Origin of the sequence: Alistipes sp. dk3624 (assembly GCF_009557455.1) — a bacterium.
GTDB classification, from domain to species: domain Bacteria; phylum Bacteroidota; class Bacteroidia; order Bacteroidales; family Rikenellaceae; genus Alistipes_A; species Alistipes_A hominis.
In genome coordinates this window covers 340,593-355,625 of the sequence record NZ_CP045651.1, presented here as the reverse complement: position 1 = coordinate 355,625, position 15,033 = coordinate 340,593, and the positions used below count along the sequence as shown (strand labels likewise).

Here is a 15,033-nt window from a genome sequence, read left to right as displayed (position 1 = left end):
ATTAGCTGTTCAGTTCGACGAATTTTTCGAATGTATGCAGGGCTTTTCCCGCCGCGAGCGACTCGCGGGCTTCGGCGATGCAGGTATCGATCGACTTTTCGGGACGCATTACCCGGATCGCGAAGGCCGCGTTTGCAATTACGCAATTGGACTGCGCCGGCGTAGCCGTGCCCTGTAATACCCGATCGAAAATGGCGGCGGCTTCTTCCGGAGTGTCGCCGCCGTACAGGTCGGCTTCCCGACAGCGCGCGAATCCGAGTTCTTCGGGCGAATAGAGCTTTTCGCTGTCCGGCATGGCCACTTTGAAATCCGACGTCAGCGAAATCTCGTCGTATCCGTCGAGGCTGTGCACGACGGCGAATTGCGTCCCGCTCTCCTGATACGTGTAATTGTACAGGCGCAGCAACGGCAGGTTGTAGACTCCGAGCAACTGGTATGTCGGCATCACCGGGTTGACTAACGGGCCCAGCATGTTGAAAAAGGTGCGAACGCCGAGCGCCTTGCGGATCGGGGCGACGGCTTTCAGCGCCCGATTGAACAGCGGGGCGTGCAGGTAAGCGATGTTGCACCGTTCGAGCGACCGACGCAGGGAATCGTTATCGGCCGTAAATTTCACGTCGTGCTGTTCCATCACGTTGCTCGCTCCGCTGACCGATGTCGCGCCGTAATTGCCGTGTTTGACGACCGGATAGCCGGCTCCCGCCACGACGAAACAGGCGCAGGTCGAAACGTTGAACGTGTTCTTGCCGTCGCCGCCGGTTCCGACGATGTCGATCGGCCCGAATTCGTTCAGGTCGACCGGAATCCGCATTTCCAGCAACGCTTCGCGGAATCCGATCAGTTCCTCGACCGAAATACTGCGCATTAGAAATACCGTAATCAACGAGGCGATCTGCGCGTCGTTGTATTTGCCCTGCGTGATTCCCTGCAGGATCTCCCGCGCTTCTTTTCGTCCCAGATATTGGTGTTCGAAAAGTTTATATAGGATCTCTTTCATGGCTTTATATCAGATGATTAATGACGAATGAAATTTTCGATGATCGCACAGCCCCGCGGCGTAAGCACCGATTCGGGGTGAAACTGCACGCCGTGCACGTCGTAGCGTGTGTGGCGCAATCCCATGATCCGTCCGTCGGCGTCTTCGGCCGTCACTTCGAGACAGTCCGGCAGCGTGTCGCGTCGTACGACCCACGAGTGGTAGCGTCCTACCTGCATTTCCGATTCCAGTCCGTCGAAGATATAATCGGCGGCCAGCAGCCTGATCGGGGTCTGCACTCCGTGATAGACGTTTTCGAGGTTTTCGAGCGTCCCGCCGAATGCCTGGCCGATCGCCTGCTCGCCGAGGCAGACCCCGAGAATGCTTTTTTCGGCGGCATAACGTTCGATCAGCGGCAGCAGGATGCCGGCCTCCTGCGGAATGCCGGGTCCCGGCGACAGGATGATCTTGTCGAATCGCGCGACCTCATCGAGCGTAATCCGGTCGTTGCGGAAAACCTCCGTGTCCGCGCCGAACTCTTTCAGGATATGCAACAGGTTGTAAGTAAACGAGTCGTAATTGTCGAACAAAAGTATTTTCATGGCATTAGTTTTTAAGGTTGACGGCGATATCGATCGCATTTTTCAGCGCGCGGAGTTTGTTATTCACCTCCTGCAGCTCGTTTTCCGGGATACTCTGTGCGACGATCCCGGCTCCGGCCTGATACCATAGTTCGTTGTTGCGGCTGACCAGCGTGCGGATCGTGATCGCCTGGTTCAAGTTGCCGTCCAGTCCGATAAATCCGATGCAGCCGCCGTAGGCGCCCCGGCTGTGCGGTTCGATCTCGGAGATCAACTGCATGGCGCGGACTTTCGGCGCGCCGCTCAGCGTGCCGGCGGGGAAGGTGTCGACGAATGTTTGAACCGGGTTGCTGTCCGGTTCGATCACGCCGCTGACGCGCGAAACCAGATGGATCACGTGGCTGTAATATTGCGGCTCCTTATAGAAATCTACTTTCACGTTTACGGCGTTGCGGCTCAGGTCGTTGCGGGCGAGATCGACGAGCATCACGTGTTCGGCGTTCTCCTTCGGATCCCGCAGCAGCGCGTCGGCCAGTTGCTTGTCTTTCAGCGCGTCGCCGGTGCGCCGGGTCGTACCGGCGATCGGATCGATACTGGCGCGGCCGTTCTGCACTTTGCAGTGGGTTTCCGGCGACGATCCGAAAATGCGAAACCCTCCGAAATTGAAATAGAAAAGGTAGGGCGACGGGTTGACGCTGCGCAGCGCGCGGTAGACTTTGAAGTCGTCCCCGGCATACGGCTGCACGAATCGCCGCGACAGTACGATCTGGAAAACGTCTCCGCGGCGGCAGTGGGCGACTCCCCTGCGAACGAATTCCTGGTATTGCTCGTCGGTGATCGTGCTGTATTCTTTCCCTCGCAACGAGAAGTCGTAGGAAGCGAAATTGCGGTTGCCGATCACGCTTTCGATTTCGTGCAGACGCGTATTTTCGCCGTCCGAGAGTAGCTCGATCAACATCAATTCATTCTTGAAATGATTGAATACTAATAAGTATTTATAAAGGATATACATTATGTCCGGCGCATCGTTCTGCGCGTCGTGGCTTTCGATCACCGGGATCTTCTCGAAGTATTTGACGGCGTCGAATGCCGTGTATCCGAACAGGCCGCAGCGTTCGGCCTGTTCGCCTTCGATCCGGAATTTTTTCAGGAATGCGTTCAGCGCGTCGGTCACGGAGAGCGATTCGCCGACCGGCTCGCGGAATACCGTGCGGTCGGGGAAAAACATCGTACAAACATCGCCGTTCACGCCGAAGCTGGCCAGCGGACACAGCGCGATATAAGAGAGCGAATTTTCGCCGGCATGGAAATCGGAACTCTCCAGCAGGGCCGACTGCGGATAGATGTCGCGGACTTTCAGGTAGATGCTTACCGGCGTATGCAGATCCCCCAGAACCTGCTTGCAGGCGGTTTTATAACGAAATGTTTTCATCGTTTTTCATTTGTTTGATATAGGTTTCGATATCTTTGTCGCCCCGGCCGGATACGGTCAACACGACGACGTCTTCCGGTTTGAAATGCATTTTCGGCAACGCGCCCAGCGCGTGGGCCGATTCCAGGGCCGGGATGATACCTTCCAGACGCGTCAGTTCGAATGCGGCATACAGCGCTTCGTCGTCGTTGACAGCCAGCACGGTCGCCCGCTTTTGCGCGGCGAGGTTCGCGTGAACCGGACCGATGCCCGGATAATCCAATCCGGCCGAGATCGAGTAGGGCTCTTCGATCTGTCCGTCCTCGTTCTGCATGACCAGTGTTCTGGCCCCATGAATAATACCCTCTTCGCCTAAATGAATGGTTGCAGCCGACAATCCCGAGTCGACGCCTTTTCCACCGGCCTCGGCCAGTACGATCTTCACGCGCCGGTCGTCGATGTAGTGGTAAATTGTTCCGGCCGCATTGCTGCCGCCGCCGACACAGGCTATCAGGTAGTCCGGATAGTCGCGGCATTCCTGCTGCTGCAGTTGTTTGCGGATCTCCTCGCTGATGACCGATTGTAGCCGGGCCACCATATCGGGGTAAGGGTGAGGGCCGACCGTCGAGCCGATGATGTAGTGCGTGTCGGTCGGGTGGCAGCACCAGTCGCGGATTGCCTCGTTCGTGGCGTCCTTCAGCGTCATGTTGCCCGAAGTGACCGGGCGCACTTCGGCGCCCAACATTTTCATTTTCTGCACATTCGTATACTGACGTTCTACGTCGGTCTTGCCCATGTAGACGATGCACCGCATGTTTTTCAGCGCGCAGACCGTAGCGGTAGCCACACCGTGCTGCCCTGCACCCGTTTCGGCGATGATACGGGTTTTGCCCATCTGTTGCGCGATCAGGATCTGTCCGATCGTATTGTTGATCTTGTGCGCTCCGGTATGGTTCAGGTCTTCGCGTTTGAGGTAGATCCTGCAGCCGTACCGTTCGGACAGGCGCTGTGCGAAATAGAGCGGGGAAGGGCGACCGACATAGTCGCGCAGCAGTTGATCGAATTCGCGGCGGAACGCTTCCGACTGCATAACGGTCAGGTAGTTGTCTTGCAGGTTTTTTACGCATCGGTAAAGAATTTCGGGAACGTAAGCCCCGCCGAACCTGCCGTAATAGCCGTTTTCGTCTACTTGAAATGTTTTCATCGGTTTCGTTTTTATGATTTTGTTTTAGTCGTCATACGGAAAGAGCCCTGTCGTAAGTACGACAGGGCTCTTTGTTATCTTTGGTTTCGTTTTGAACAGATACGCGAGTCCGCAACCTTACGACTGAGGAAGTTGTAGGATGCGCCACCACCAATTATTCAAACGGAATGCTTTCATTTTCGTTTCTGTTTACGGTTCAAAGGTAGGAATAGTTTTAAAAAATCAAAAACATTTTTGTAAAAAACCGATCTATTGATACGAAAAACCGACCGATCCCTTGATTATCTCCATGATTGGCAGTATATTCGTTTCAACAATCTGATAAAACCGAAAAAATTATGAAAGTCGTCAATAATCCGGCCCTGCGGAGCATCTTCGCCATCGTGCTGGGACTGATTCTGGTTTTGTGGCCGGCCGCCACGATCAATTATCTGGTCATCGTAATCGGCGTGCTGTTCCTGGTGCCGGGCCTGATCGCGATGATCGGTTATCTGATGCGCGATAAAGAACGTTATCCCGATGCGGCGTTCCCGATCGAAGGCGCCGGAAGCGCGCTGTTCGGGCTGTGGCTGATCGTGATGCCCGCCTTTTTCGTCAACATCCTGATGTATGTGCTCGGAGCGCTGCTGGTGATAGCCGGGATTCAGCAAATCGCATCGCTGGCTTCGGCCCGCCGGTGGACGCAGGTGCCCGGTTTCTTCTACGTGGTGCCGGTACTGATCCTGATCTGCGGAATCGTCATCCTGTTCGACCCGTTCAGCGTCGCCGAAACGGCGTTCATTCTGTTCGGCATTACCAGCATGGTTTACGGGATATCCGGTTTGATCAACGGATTCCGGTTCAGAAAGCCGAAAACGGAATAACTATCTTACGGCGCAGGAACTTCCCGTGCGTCCCCGGCGCGCCGGGTTGAAGATCATGAATCCGATCGACACCCCGATCTTGTTCGGCAGCCACTCGTGCGAGCCATTGAACGGATCGGGCTTTTCGAGTTGTACGGGACGGTGGGGATACAGGTCGATCGTGCCGTCGAGGCTATAACCGTTGTACCAGCTTAGCATGTATGACCATCCGAAATAGGCGTCCAGCAGCCAACGGTCGGCGAACTGGTATTCGAAGCCGCCGCAGATACCGATCATCATCCCGTACCCTTTGCTGTACCGGTTTTCGAGGAACCAGCCGTCCGAAAACTGCGGTTTCGACATTTTGAATCCCATCATACCCATGTTGGCGCCGAGATACCAGCCCCAGTTGTGTTGCTTGAAATAGCGGCGGTATTCGGTCATGAGAATTCCGAATTTCATCGGCTTGTCGACACCGTGGTCGTTGACGTATTTCCAGGGAGAAAAAACGATTTCGGTCTGGAAAGTCGATTTCGGAGAAACGGTGAATTCCACGGCCGGATTGATAACGCCCACCAGGGCGTAAAGGCCGTTCAGTTTCGCGTAGATCTGAGCGTCGAGCCGCTGCGTCGGCAGCGATAACGCGAACAGGATCAAAAGAGTCTTCAGGATCGGTTTCATGCAAAGGGGCTGTTATGGATCGGATTCGTTTACGGAACAAATGTACGCATAAGATCCGGATCGACAATGTTTTTGCTCGTTCGGAATATCTGCTTCTCCGTAATTCGACCGCAGGAGAGATTCGGCTGCGGTATGATCCGAGCGGTTTCGCGTTTTTTAAACTCCAGAACCGTGTTCTTCGCAGTACCGCAGCGAAAAATCGTACAAGGATCCGAGCGCCGCGGCGGGATCGTCCGGATGTATCAGCACCGTTCGGGCTCCGATTCTCCGGCCGAACTCCATGTCGCTGCCGCTGTCGCCGACCAGTATGGTCTTCGAAAAATCGATGTCCGGAAAGTCCCTGCGGGCTTGCAAGGCCATACCGGTATTCGGCTTCCGGTTCGGGCTGTCTTCGTTCCGGTCGGCACAGTAGTAAACGGCGTCGATCCGGCCTCCGCCGGCGGCGACCGCTTCGATCATTCTCCGGTGGATCGTCCGCAGGGCCTCTTCGGTCATCACTCCTTTCCCGACGCCGCGCTGATTGGTGACGACGACGATATGCCGGAAAAGCGGACTCAGCATCCTCAGCGCTTCGATCGCTCCATCGGTAAATTCGAATTCGTCCCACGATTTGACGTAATCGTGCGGACGCAGTACGTTGATGACCCCGTCCCTATCCAGAAACAGCGTGTCGAAAGCGGTTTGCACGGTCATCGCGGAAACAGCGTTTTGAAATCCGTATCGGCTTTTTCGTAATCTTCAGGAATGCCGATGTCGATGAAATAACCGTCGCTCGCATATCCGGTGAGCAGACAATCCCGCACTCGTTGCTGCAAAATATCCGTTTCGAACGAGAACCGTTCGGACGGGAAGTCCAGCAGTCCCGATTTTTTGTCGACCAGGTAGACGCCGCCGTTGATCTGTCCGCGCGGGCAGTATTTTTTTTCGCGGAACGCGACGATCCTCCCCTGCGGAGCGGTTTCGACTACGCCGTAACGCGAGAAATCGGTCATCGGTTTCAGCGCGATCGTCGCGGCGGCTCCGCTCGCCCGGTGTACGCGGGCCATTTCGTCCGTATCGACGTCGAAGAACGTGTCCCCGTTCAGGATATAGACTTCGTCTCCGTCCGTCCGGCTCAGCGCCTGCCGGACGGCTCCGCCCGTTCCCAGAGGAGTTTCCTCCAGCGAGCAGCGTATCTCAAAATCCCATTTTTCGCCGGCGAGCCACCGCTGTACCGATTCGTGCATGTAGCCGAGGGCGAGTACCACGCGCGTAAAGCGCCGGACTTCCATATATTTTAACAAATAGTATAAAAACGGACGTCCTGCCACGGGCGCCATGCATTTGGGCAGATCGCTGACCACGCTGCGCAGGCGCGTTCCGAGGCCTCCCGCCAGTACGATTCCTTCGCGTTGTTCCATACTCATATACTCCATGTAAATAAACCGTCTTTTACGAATTGATAAGTTTTGAAAATCCCGTTGAACGGGGCGAGCGACTGCATGACCTGGTAGCGCTTGAAATCCGGGCAATAGAAGACCATGAACCCGCCGCCGCCGGCTCCGAGTACCTTGCCGCCCAGCGCGCCGGCTTCGAGCGCCGTTTCGTAGATCCGGTCGATCAGCGGGTTCGATATCGAAGAGGCCATCTTTTTTTTGTAGACGAACCCTTCGTGCAGCAACTCCCCGATCCGGTCGATCCGTCCGGTCAGCAGCGCTTCCTTCATTTCGGTCGCCTGCTCTTTGATGACATGCATCGCCCCGACGGAGTCCCTGTCGTTGTTCGTCACGTTGCGCTGCTGCTCTTCGATGATTCTGGCGGAGATCCTGCTTTGCGATGTGTAAAAAAGTAACAGATTGTTCTCCAGTTCGTTCGTGCAAGCCTTGTCCACCCGGAGCGGATTGACGATCACTTTATCGTCCTTGAAAAATTCCATGTAATTGAAGCCTCCGAACGTGGCGGCGTACTGATCCTGCTTTCCGCCGGCCATCCCCAGTTCGCCCCGTTCGATCCGGTAGGCCAGACTGGCGATATCGTAACTGCCCAACGGCAGCCTGAGCCACTCTACGAATGCACCGGCAATGGCTACCGCCAGCGTCGACGACGATCCGAGTCCCGATCCGGCCGGAGCGTCCACATAGGTGCACAAGCGGAATCCCCCGTCGATCCGGTGACGGCTGCGGAAATGATTGCAGACGGCTTTCAGCAGATCCATATTTCCGTCGATCGGCAGATCCCCGTGCAGGCCGTATTCGGAGGCGAGTCCCTGATCGAGCGTCTGCAAGACGATTTTCCGTTCGGACAGCGGTTCGATGCTGGCGCGAGCATAGAGGGAGATCGTCGCGTTCAGGACGGCTCCGCCGTAAATATCCGAATAGGGACTGACATCCGTTCCTCCGCCGGCGAAGCCGATTCGTAGCGGGGCCTTGCTTCGATAAATCATGTCTGCGATTTTTGACAGGTACAAATATAACGCATTTATCGACACGACCTCCGGAATCCGGAAATCCGCTTCGGCGCGGATTTCCGGATTTCATTTTGTCCGGGAATGCGATTAGGTGCCTAAATGGCTTATTGCAAGATTTATAGATGCGGCGAAACGTGCTGCGAAACGATAAAATACGTATAAAAGTTCGATAAACAGCGTATGGTCGTTGCAGAATTCAAAAATCGTTTTTACTTTTGTGCCCGCCGGGCCGGGAAAACGGCGGCGGTTTTTCGAAACGGTTCTTATAAAACGGGCGGATACCAGAGTGGCCAAATGGGGCAGACTGTAAATCTGCTGTCTTTCGACTTCGGTGGTTCGAATCCATCTCCGCCCACACGTAATCCGGTGTATACCGGCATGATTTTGCGGAAGTAGCTCAGTCGGTAGAGCATTAGCCTTCCAAGCTAAGGGTCGCGGGTTCGAATCTCGTCTTCCGCTCTGATTTCACAGGGCCGCTCATAGAGCGGTTTTTTCGTATCCTGTTACATACGCTAATCCCGAACGACATGGTAAATATACTACGAGGAGCCTGCAGAATTGCTGTTCTTGCAATTTTCGCGGGGCAATATTCGTGTATCGACAAGCAATACGATCTGTCCGATCTGGATACGGACGATATTACGATCGGAAACGACCTGACCCTGCCGCTCGGGACGGGAGTTATTTCTGCGGGAGATATTATCAACGTCGGGGATAACGACGAGATCACGATCGACGACGCCGGAAATTACGTGGCGCGGTATTCCGGCGGGATCGACGTGGATATGCCCGGCGGAGTGGGTTTCGGGGATTCCGAATTTCCGGAATCCCGGCTCGACATTCCGCTCGTCCCGGGAAAACATCCCCACGATTATCCGGAGGATGCCGAGATCGAACTCGGCGAATCCGCCGTCGAACTCAACCTGACGACGGACGATATCGCCCGGCTCGATTCCGTTCTGTTCGATAACCGCAACGGGGCGTCGCGCCTCGGACTGGAACTTTCCGTCGACAACCTTCGGCTCGACGGCGGAGATGCCGAAATGGTGTTCCGCGCATCTTTCCCGGAAGGATACCGCCTGGCTGCCGAAACCGGGCAGGATGGCAGTTTCACCGGTTCCGAATATACTTGTACGATCCCGATGCGGGAACTGGCCGGCAGCCAGAAAACGGTACGCCTCCTGTTGCAAAAAGCGGTCGTCGGCGCGGACGACCGGATCGCGTATAACGCTTCGCTCCGGATCAAAAAGGGTTCTTCGCTGTCCGTTTCGGGGAGTCCCGGGCTCCGAATTTCAGGGGGGATCTCGTCGCCCGACTTCCGGGTGATTTACGGATTGATCGACGATAATTTTACGGCGGGACAGGTTGATATCGCGACCGAAGGACTCGACGACCTGTTCGACGGCGACGACAACGTGCTGAGCTTTGCCGATCCGCGCATCCGGCTGACGGCGCAGAGCAACATCGGGATCCCGCTACGGGCATCGTTCGCGATGACTTCGGTCAACGATCGCTCCGGCGCTACGGAGTCGGTTACGGTCGACCGCATCACGATGAATGCTCCCGGCGCTTACGGACAAACCGCCGTCAGCAACATCTGGCTCGGCGCTTCCGACCGTGACGTTCCGGCGGAATATACATTCACGGCATGTCCGGTCAACGATCTGATCCGGATCTCTCCGGACGATATAGCGATTCGTACGGAGGTACGCACGGATACCGACTTGACCGATTCGCGCGCCTGCTTCTATCCGAAAGACGCTTTCGCCCGGATCGCCTACACGGCCGAGATTCCGCTCGCTCCCGCCGCCGATTTCCGAGGACAGACCGATCAGACGGTCGACGAAGTATTCGACGCGGATCTGATCGATTACCTGTTTTCCGGCGGCTCGGCCGAAATTTACGGTCGTGTGACCAACTCCCTGCCGCTGAATTTCGATATGAACCTGATCGTTACGGATGCGGCGGACGTTCCGGTCGGAATCGATTTCGAGCCGCAAAAGGTCAAGGGCGGCGGTCTGGGAACCGACGGCGAAGTCAGCGATGTATCGTTCGTCATTACAGAAGCGGACATGCCTAAAATGAAAAATGCCCGTAACCTCCGCATCCGGCTCGAAGCTTATTGCGACGACGCGCTGGCCGGACGGCACCTGCGACCGGATCAGCAGGCCAAGCTGACGCTGAAACTTCGCAAGAGCGGAGGAATCAATATCACCACCAACGAATAAGACAACCGAAAGAGGTTATAAACTCCCGACCCGATTATGAAGAAATTCCTATTGCTCGCCTGCTTGTCGTGCGGTTTTCTGACGGCTGCGGCACAGCAACTGCGCACCGCATATTTTATGGACAAGGCTACGCTGAGAACCTCGATGAATCCGGCCTTCCGTCCGGTCCGGGGATTCGTTGCCATCCCGGCCGCGGGTTCCGTTTCGGCGATGTACGCCTCGAACGGCATGGCTCTGGGCGATCTGTTTTACCGGACAGACGGACGCCTGGTGACTTTTATGGACCCGTCGGTTCCTGCTGAATCTTTCCTGCGCAGACTTAAGACGAACAACCAGTTGAATGCCGACATAGCGACCGAGATCGTTTCGGCCGGCTGGTTTTCCGGGCACGGTTTCTGGACGATCGGTATCGGAGTCAAGGGAACCGTCAGCGGCAACGTTCCCAAATCGCTGTTCGAATTCATGAAATACGGCTCGGGGCTGGAAGGAACGACTTACGATATCAAGAAACTGCACGTATATGCCGACTTTTACGTAGATGTATCGGTCGGATACTCGCACCCGCTGAACGGTCGTTGGACGATCGGCGGAAAATATAAGTTCTTGGTCGGAGCCGGCAATGCGGACGTCTATTTCAATAATCTGCACGCCGTTATGAACGGGGACGCATGGCGGATTACTTCGGAAGGGTATATGTCCGCTTCGGTACAGGGGCTGCGCCCGAAATTCAGCACCGACAAGAACGACCGGGAATACATCGACGGGTTCGACTATCATTCGCCCGGAGCGGCCGGTTACGGAAGCGCCATCGATTTCGGAGCGACCTTTAAAGTACTGGACAATTTTACGGTTTCCGGAGCGGTGATCGATTTCGGATTCATTACGTGGAGCAAACGCTCGACGGTCAACGGCGCGGCAAAGGGCGATTTCGATTTCGACGGTTTCGACCTGCCGATCGGAGACGATCAGCCGGACAACTCGATGAGCGACCAGATGGACGACCTGACCGGCAACCTGCAAAACCTGTTTCATTTTTCGGAGACCCCTTCGCGGAGTCGCACTACATTGCTGCGCAGTACGATCAACGTGGGCGCCGAGTATTCCGTAGCGCAGAACCGGGTCGGCTTCGGCCTGCTTTCCAGCACCCGCATCTACAAGCCGAAAATCTATACCGAACTGACCGCTTCGGTCAATTATCGTCCGATCGACTGGTTCGCCGCGACGGTCAGCTATTCGTTCGTTCACAGCGCTTTCAAGACGTTCGGTTTCGCGCTTAACTTCAGCCCGTCGTGGATCAACTTCTTTGTCGGCAGCGATTATATGTTTACCAAGGTGAATCCGCAGTTCATTCCGATCAAAGCTTCCGCGGCCAATCTGTACTTCGGGCTCAGCGTTCCGCTCCGGAAAGAACGGCAATGTCGGCGGTAATCGAATTTCTTCGTACATAATTCGGGCTAAGTTTTGGTATTTTAAAAATAAATATTACTTTTGTCCCCGCAAAACCAAAGGTGCCGCACCCGAGGTTTCGATATGAAATATTGCTGTTTTAGCTCAGTGGTAGAGCACTTCCTTGGTAAGGAAGAGGTCACGAGTTCAAGTCTCGTAAACAGCTCACGGTCATAAAAAGGACGCTTTTCAGCGTCCTTTTTACGTATTCCGTTCGACGGACGATTTTAGATTCGCTTCGTTTGCGAAAGGGCGATTCGGTAACATTATTTTTCAATCGACCGTTCCAGTTTTTTCGCCGGAACCGCCAGACGGCCGCTACGACGACGTAGCAGCCGATCGAGATCGCGATATGGACGAAGATCGCCGCGATACTGAGTTGGTAGAGCGCTTTTTTCCTGCCGTTGTTCAGCGTCACGGCGACCGGATCAGGGCGCGTTCCCGCATCCGGAAGGCAACGGCGCTCGCAAACAGCACCCCGCCGCTAAACGCTTCCTGTCTTCCTTTTTGCATCGAGTCGTTTTCGGTACGCCTGTGCAAATTATGTTCCGTACCGGCCGAATCCGCGATCCGTTTTCGTTTTTAAAGGGCGTAAAACGAGCCGTTCCGTAAAAAGGCAGAAAGATTTCGAACGACAGTCGGCCGTGTTCGATTGTGTTATTTCGGAAAAATATCCTATATTTGATACCGGCAGCAGACCGGAGTACGTAGCGCTCCGGTACGAAAAAGAAACTATCGTGCGCGAAGCGAATGCCGACGGCGTATTCAAAGACGAGATTGATGAGCCGGACGGACTGCGCCACGGCGACGTTTTCCGTGCCGGACAAAAAGTAATAACGATATGAAGATAACGAAGATATTGTGCCTCACGGCGACGGCCGTGCTTGTTACGATGCACACCCGTGGCGAGGAGCGCGCTTTCGATCCGGTAGAATACGCCAATCCGCTGATCGGAACGCAGTCTACTTACGAACTGTCGACCGGCAATACCTATCCGGCGATCGCCAGGCCGTGGGGCATGAACTTCTGGACGCCCCAGACCGGCAAAATGGGAAACGGCTGGATTTATGTTTACACGGCCGATAAGATCCGGGGATTCAAACAGACGCACCAGCCCAGTCCGTGGATCAACGATTACGGACAGTTCTCGCTGATGCCCCTGACCGGCCGCCCCGAATTCGATGAGAACAAACGGGCAAGCTGGTTTTCGCACAAAGCCGAAACGGCCAAGCCGTACTATTATAGCGTTTATCTGGCGGATTACGACGTAACGACGGAAATCACCCCGACCGACCGGGCCGCCATGTTCCGTTTTACGTTTCCGAAAGGGGACTCGTACGTAGTCGTCGATGCTTTCGACCGGGGTTCCTTCGTGCGCGTCATTCCCGAGGAGAACAAGATCATCGGCTATACGACCCGCAACAGCGGCGGCGTTCCGAAAAATTTCAAGAACTACTTTGTTATCGTTTTCGACAAGCCGTTCACGTTCTGCAAAACGGTCGTCAACGGTTCGATGACCGATGCTTCGGAGCAAACCGGCGATCATACGGGAGCCGTCATCGGATTCGGCACCCGGCGCGGAGAGGTCGTGCATGCGCGGGTAGCCTCTTCTTTTATCAGTTTCGAGCAAGCGCAGCTGAACCTGCAGGAACTCGGCCGTAACTCGTTCGACCGGATCGTCGCGCAGGGGAAATCGGCCTGGAACGAAGCGATGAGCCGCATATACGTAGAGGGCGGCAGCGACGACCAACTGAGCACGTTCTATTCCTGCCTGTACCGGTCGCTGCTGTTTCCGCGGAAATTTTACGAGATCGACGCGCGGGGAACGGTCGTTCATTACAGTCCGTACAACGGGAAGGTGTTGCCCGGCTACCTGTACACGGATACCGGTTTTTGGGATACGTTCCGCAGCCTGTTTCCGCTGCTGAACCTGATGTATCCGTCGCAGAGTCGGGAGATGCAGGAAGGATTGCTGAACACCTACCGCGAGAGCGGTTTTTTCCCGGAGTGGGCGAGTCCCGGTCACCGCGGCTGCATGGTGGGGAACAATTCGGCTTCCGTACTAACGGACGCTTACCTCAAAGGCGTGAAGGTCGGGGATGCGGAAATGCTGTACGAAGGGTTGGTGCATGGCACGCAGGCCGTTCATCCGAAAGTGTCTTCTACCGGACGCCTCGGATACGAATATTACAACCGCCTGGGATACGTTCCCTACGATGTCAAAATCAATGAAAGCGCCGCGCGCACGCTTGAATATGCTTACGACGACTGGTGCATTTCGCGACTGGCCGCAGCATTGGGAAAGCCCCGGTCAGAAGTCGAGTTGTACGAGAAGCGGGCGATGAATTACCGGAACCTGTTCGATCCGGAGACCCGTCTGATGCGCGGCCGCAACCGCAACGGGGCGTTTATGAGCCCGTTCTCGCCGCTGAAGTGGGGCGACGCTTTCACGGAAGGGAACAGTTGGCACTATACCTGGAGCGTTTTTCACGACCCGCAGGGGTTGGTCGATCTGATGGGCGGTCCGGACGGTTTCGTGCAGATGCTGGATTCGGTATTCAACGTTCCGCCGCTGTTCGACGACAGCTATTACGGCGGAATTATCCACGAGATCCGGGAGATGCAGGTGATGAATATGGGAAACTACGCTCACGGCAATCAGCCGGTGCAGCACATGATCTACCTGTACGATTATGCCGGCCAGCCGTGGAAGGCGCAGTACTGGCTCCGCGAGGTGATGAACCGTTTGTACAACAGCCGGGCGGACGGCTACTGCGGAGACGAGGATAACGGGCAAACTTCGGCTTGGTATGTCTTTTCCGCCCTCGGTTTTTATCCGGTCTGTCCGGGTACCGACCAGTATGTAATGGGAGCGCCGTTGTTCCGCAAGGCGGTGCTCCGATTCGAAAACGGGAAGTTGTTCACGATCGAGGCGCCGGAGAACGGCCCCGGGAACCGTTACATCCGCTCCGCGTCGCTGAACGGAGAAAAATATACGAAAAATTACCTTACCCACGGCAATCTGCTGCGGGGAGGTAAATTGCAGGTGAAGATGGATCGCGTTCCGAATAAAAAGCGGGGAATCGCCCCGGAAGATTTTCCGTATTCGTTTTCGACGGAAAGGAAGCATCCGGTATCGCCCGGGCAACCGGCTGACAAATAATACAATGAGGCCGTTGACTGGCGGGAAGAGCCGTTTCGGGAAAATCGAGGATTCA

Annotated in this window: 12 protein-coding genes and 3 tRNA genes; 7 read left to right on the top strand and 8 right to left on the bottom strand. The window is 55.5% G+C overall.

Going from position 1 to position 15,033, the window contains the following annotated elements:
- Position 1: 1 nt before the first annotated feature.
- Genes trpD through trpB form a run of 4 tightly spaced genes read right to left on the bottom strand, consistent with a single transcriptional unit; the run spans position 2 to position 4,172 of the window.
- Complete coding sequence (gene trpD, locus GFH31_RS01635; RefSeq protein ID WP_153498394.1) at positions 2-997, bottom strand: anthranilate phosphoribosyltransferase; 996 nt, start codon at positions 995-997, stop codon at positions 2-4.
- 17 nt (positions 998-1,014) lie between these two features.
- Positions 1,015-1,578 carry an anthranilate synthase component II gene (locus GFH31_RS01630; protein WP_055205929.1) on the bottom strand — a complete coding sequence of 188 codons (564 nt, stop codon included), beginning with the start codon at positions 1,576-1,578 and terminating at the stop codon, positions 1,015-1,017.
- A 4-nt stretch (positions 1,579-1,582) separates the two neighbouring features.
- The gene (locus GFH31_RS01625) at positions 1,583-2,989 is read right to left on the bottom strand and encodes an anthranilate synthase component I family protein (protein ID WP_153498395.1); all 1,407 of its coding nucleotides are present in this window, start codon (positions 2,987-2,989) and stop codon (positions 1,583-1,585) included.
- Complete coding sequence (gene trpB, locus GFH31_RS01620; protein ID WP_055205925.1) at positions 2,970-4,172, bottom strand: tryptophan synthase subunit beta; 1,203 nt, start codon at positions 4,170-4,172, stop codon at positions 2,970-2,972. The genes GFH31_RS01625 and trpB overlap by 20 nt, the downstream gene beginning before the upstream one ends.
- A gap of 338 nt (positions 4,173-4,510) precedes the next feature.
- Between trpB and GFH31_RS01615 the strand changes: the two genes are divergently transcribed.
- Positions 4,511-5,035: an HdeD family acid-resistance protein gene (locus GFH31_RS01615; RefSeq protein WP_055205923.1), complete on the top strand. Its 525-nt coding sequence runs from the start codon at positions 4,511-4,513 to the stop codon at positions 5,033-5,035.
- On the opposite strand, the gene GFH31_RS01610 is transcribed toward GFH31_RS01615, so the two are convergent.
- The 4 genes from GFH31_RS01610 to GFH31_RS01595 form a co-directional block, all read right to left on the bottom strand.
- Positions 5,036-5,695 (bottom strand): DUF3575 domain-containing protein, encoded by a 660-nt coding sequence (locus tag GFH31_RS01610; RefSeq protein ID WP_153498396.1) that lies wholly within the window; start codon positions 5,693-5,695, stop codon positions 5,036-5,038.
- Between the two features lie 156 nt (positions 5,696-5,851).
- Positions 5,852-6,388: a D-glycero-alpha-D-manno-heptose-1,7-bisphosphate 7-phosphatase gene (locus GFH31_RS01605; RefSeq protein ID WP_118457258.1), complete on the bottom strand. Its 537-nt coding sequence runs from the start codon at positions 6,386-6,388 to the stop codon at positions 5,852-5,854.
- The gene (locus GFH31_RS01600) at positions 6,385-7,110 is read right to left on the bottom strand and encodes a nucleotidyltransferase family protein (RefSeq protein ID WP_228385777.1); all 726 of its coding nucleotides are present in this window, start codon (positions 7,108-7,110) and stop codon (positions 6,385-6,387) included. The genes GFH31_RS01605 and GFH31_RS01600 overlap by 4 nt, the downstream gene beginning before the upstream one ends.
- Complete coding sequence (locus tag GFH31_RS01595; protein ID WP_153498397.1) at positions 7,098-8,117, bottom strand: dehydrogenase; 1,020 nt, start codon at positions 8,115-8,117, stop codon at positions 7,098-7,100. Before GFH31_RS01595 ends, GFH31_RS01600 begins: the two co-directional genes overlap by 13 nt.
- Positions 8,118-8,413: 296 nt before the next feature.
- Between GFH31_RS01595 and GFH31_RS01590 the strand changes: the two genes are divergently transcribed.
- The 6 genes from GFH31_RS01590 to GFH31_RS01565 all read left to right on the top strand — a co-directional run bounded on the left by GFH31_RS01590 (position 8,414) and on the right by GFH31_RS01565 (position 14,978).
- A tRNA-Tyr gene (locus GFH31_RS01590) sits at positions 8,414-8,496 on the top strand.
- Between the two features lie 31 nt (positions 8,497-8,527).
- Positions 8,528-8,600 (top strand) — tRNA-Gly (locus GFH31_RS01585).
- Positions 8,601-8,668: 68 nt separating this feature from the next.
- On the top strand, positions 8,669-10,369 hold the full coding sequence (locus GFH31_RS01580; RefSeq protein WP_118457260.1) for a DUF4621 domain-containing protein: 1,701 nt from the start codon (positions 8,669-8,671) through the stop codon (positions 10,367-10,369).
- A 36-nt stretch (positions 10,370-10,405) separates the two neighbouring features.
- Positions 10,406-11,797, top strand: coding sequence for a DUF5723 family protein (locus GFH31_RS01575; RefSeq protein WP_070103357.1), 1,392 nt, complete (start codon positions 10,406-10,408; stop codon positions 11,795-11,797).
- A gap of 112 nt (positions 11,798-11,909) precedes the next feature.
- Positions 11,910-11,981 (top strand) — tRNA-Thr (locus tag GFH31_RS01570).
- Between the two features lie 675 nt (positions 11,982-12,656).
- A complete protein-coding gene (locus GFH31_RS01565) occupies positions 12,657-14,978 on the top strand; it encodes a GH92 family glycosyl hydrolase (RefSeq protein WP_101573243.1) in 2,322 nt (773 codons plus the stop codon).
- The last annotated feature ends 55 nt before the right edge of the window (positions 14,979-15,033 follow it).

Bases quoted from the DNA above. Each gene is read 5' to 3' on its own strand.
- GFH31_RS01625 (WP_153498395.1), bottom strand. From the start codon at position 2,989: ATGAAAACATTTCGTTATAAAACCGCCTGCAAGCAGGTTCTGGGGGAT.
- trpD (WP_153498394.1), bottom strand. From the start codon at position 997: ATGAAAGAGATCCTATATAAACTTTTCGAACACCAATATCTGGGACGA.
- trpB (WP_055205925.1), bottom strand. From the start codon at position 4,172: ATGAAAACATTTCAAGTAGACGAAAACGGCTATTACGGCAGGTTCGGC.
- GFH31_RS01610 (WP_153498396.1), bottom strand. From the start codon at position 5,695: ATGAAACCGATCCTGAAGACTCTTTTGATCCTGTTCGCGTTATCGCTG.
- GFH31_RS01605 (WP_118457258.1), bottom strand. From the start codon at position 6,388: ATGACCGTGCAAACCGCTTTCGACACGCTGTTTCTGGATAGGGACGGG.
- GFH31_RS01615 (WP_055205923.1), top strand. From the start codon at position 4,511: ATGAAAGTCGTCAATAATCCGGCCCTGCGGAGCATCTTCGCCATCGTG.
- GFH31_RS01575 (WP_070103357.1), top strand. From the start codon at position 10,406: ATGAAGAAATTCCTATTGCTCGCCTGCTTGTCGTGCGGTTTTCTGACG.
- GFH31_RS01565 (WP_101573243.1), top strand. From the start codon at position 12,657: ATGAAGATAACGAAGATATTGTGCCTCACGGCGACGGCCGTGCTTGTT.
- GFH31_RS01580 (WP_118457260.1), top strand. From the start codon at position 8,669: ATGGTAAATATACTACGAGGAGCCTGCAGAATTGCTGTTCTTGCAATT.
- GFH31_RS01595 (WP_153498397.1), bottom strand. From the start codon at position 8,117: ATGATTTATCGAAGCAAGGCCCCGCTACGAATCGGCTTCGCCGGCGGA.
- GFH31_RS01600 (WP_228385777.1), bottom strand. From the start codon at position 7,110: ATGGAGTATATGAGTATGGAACAACGCGAAGGAATCGTACTGGCGGGA.
- GFH31_RS01630 (WP_055205929.1), bottom strand. From the start codon at position 1,578: ATGAAAATACTTTTGTTCGACAATTACGACTCGTTTACTTACAACCTG.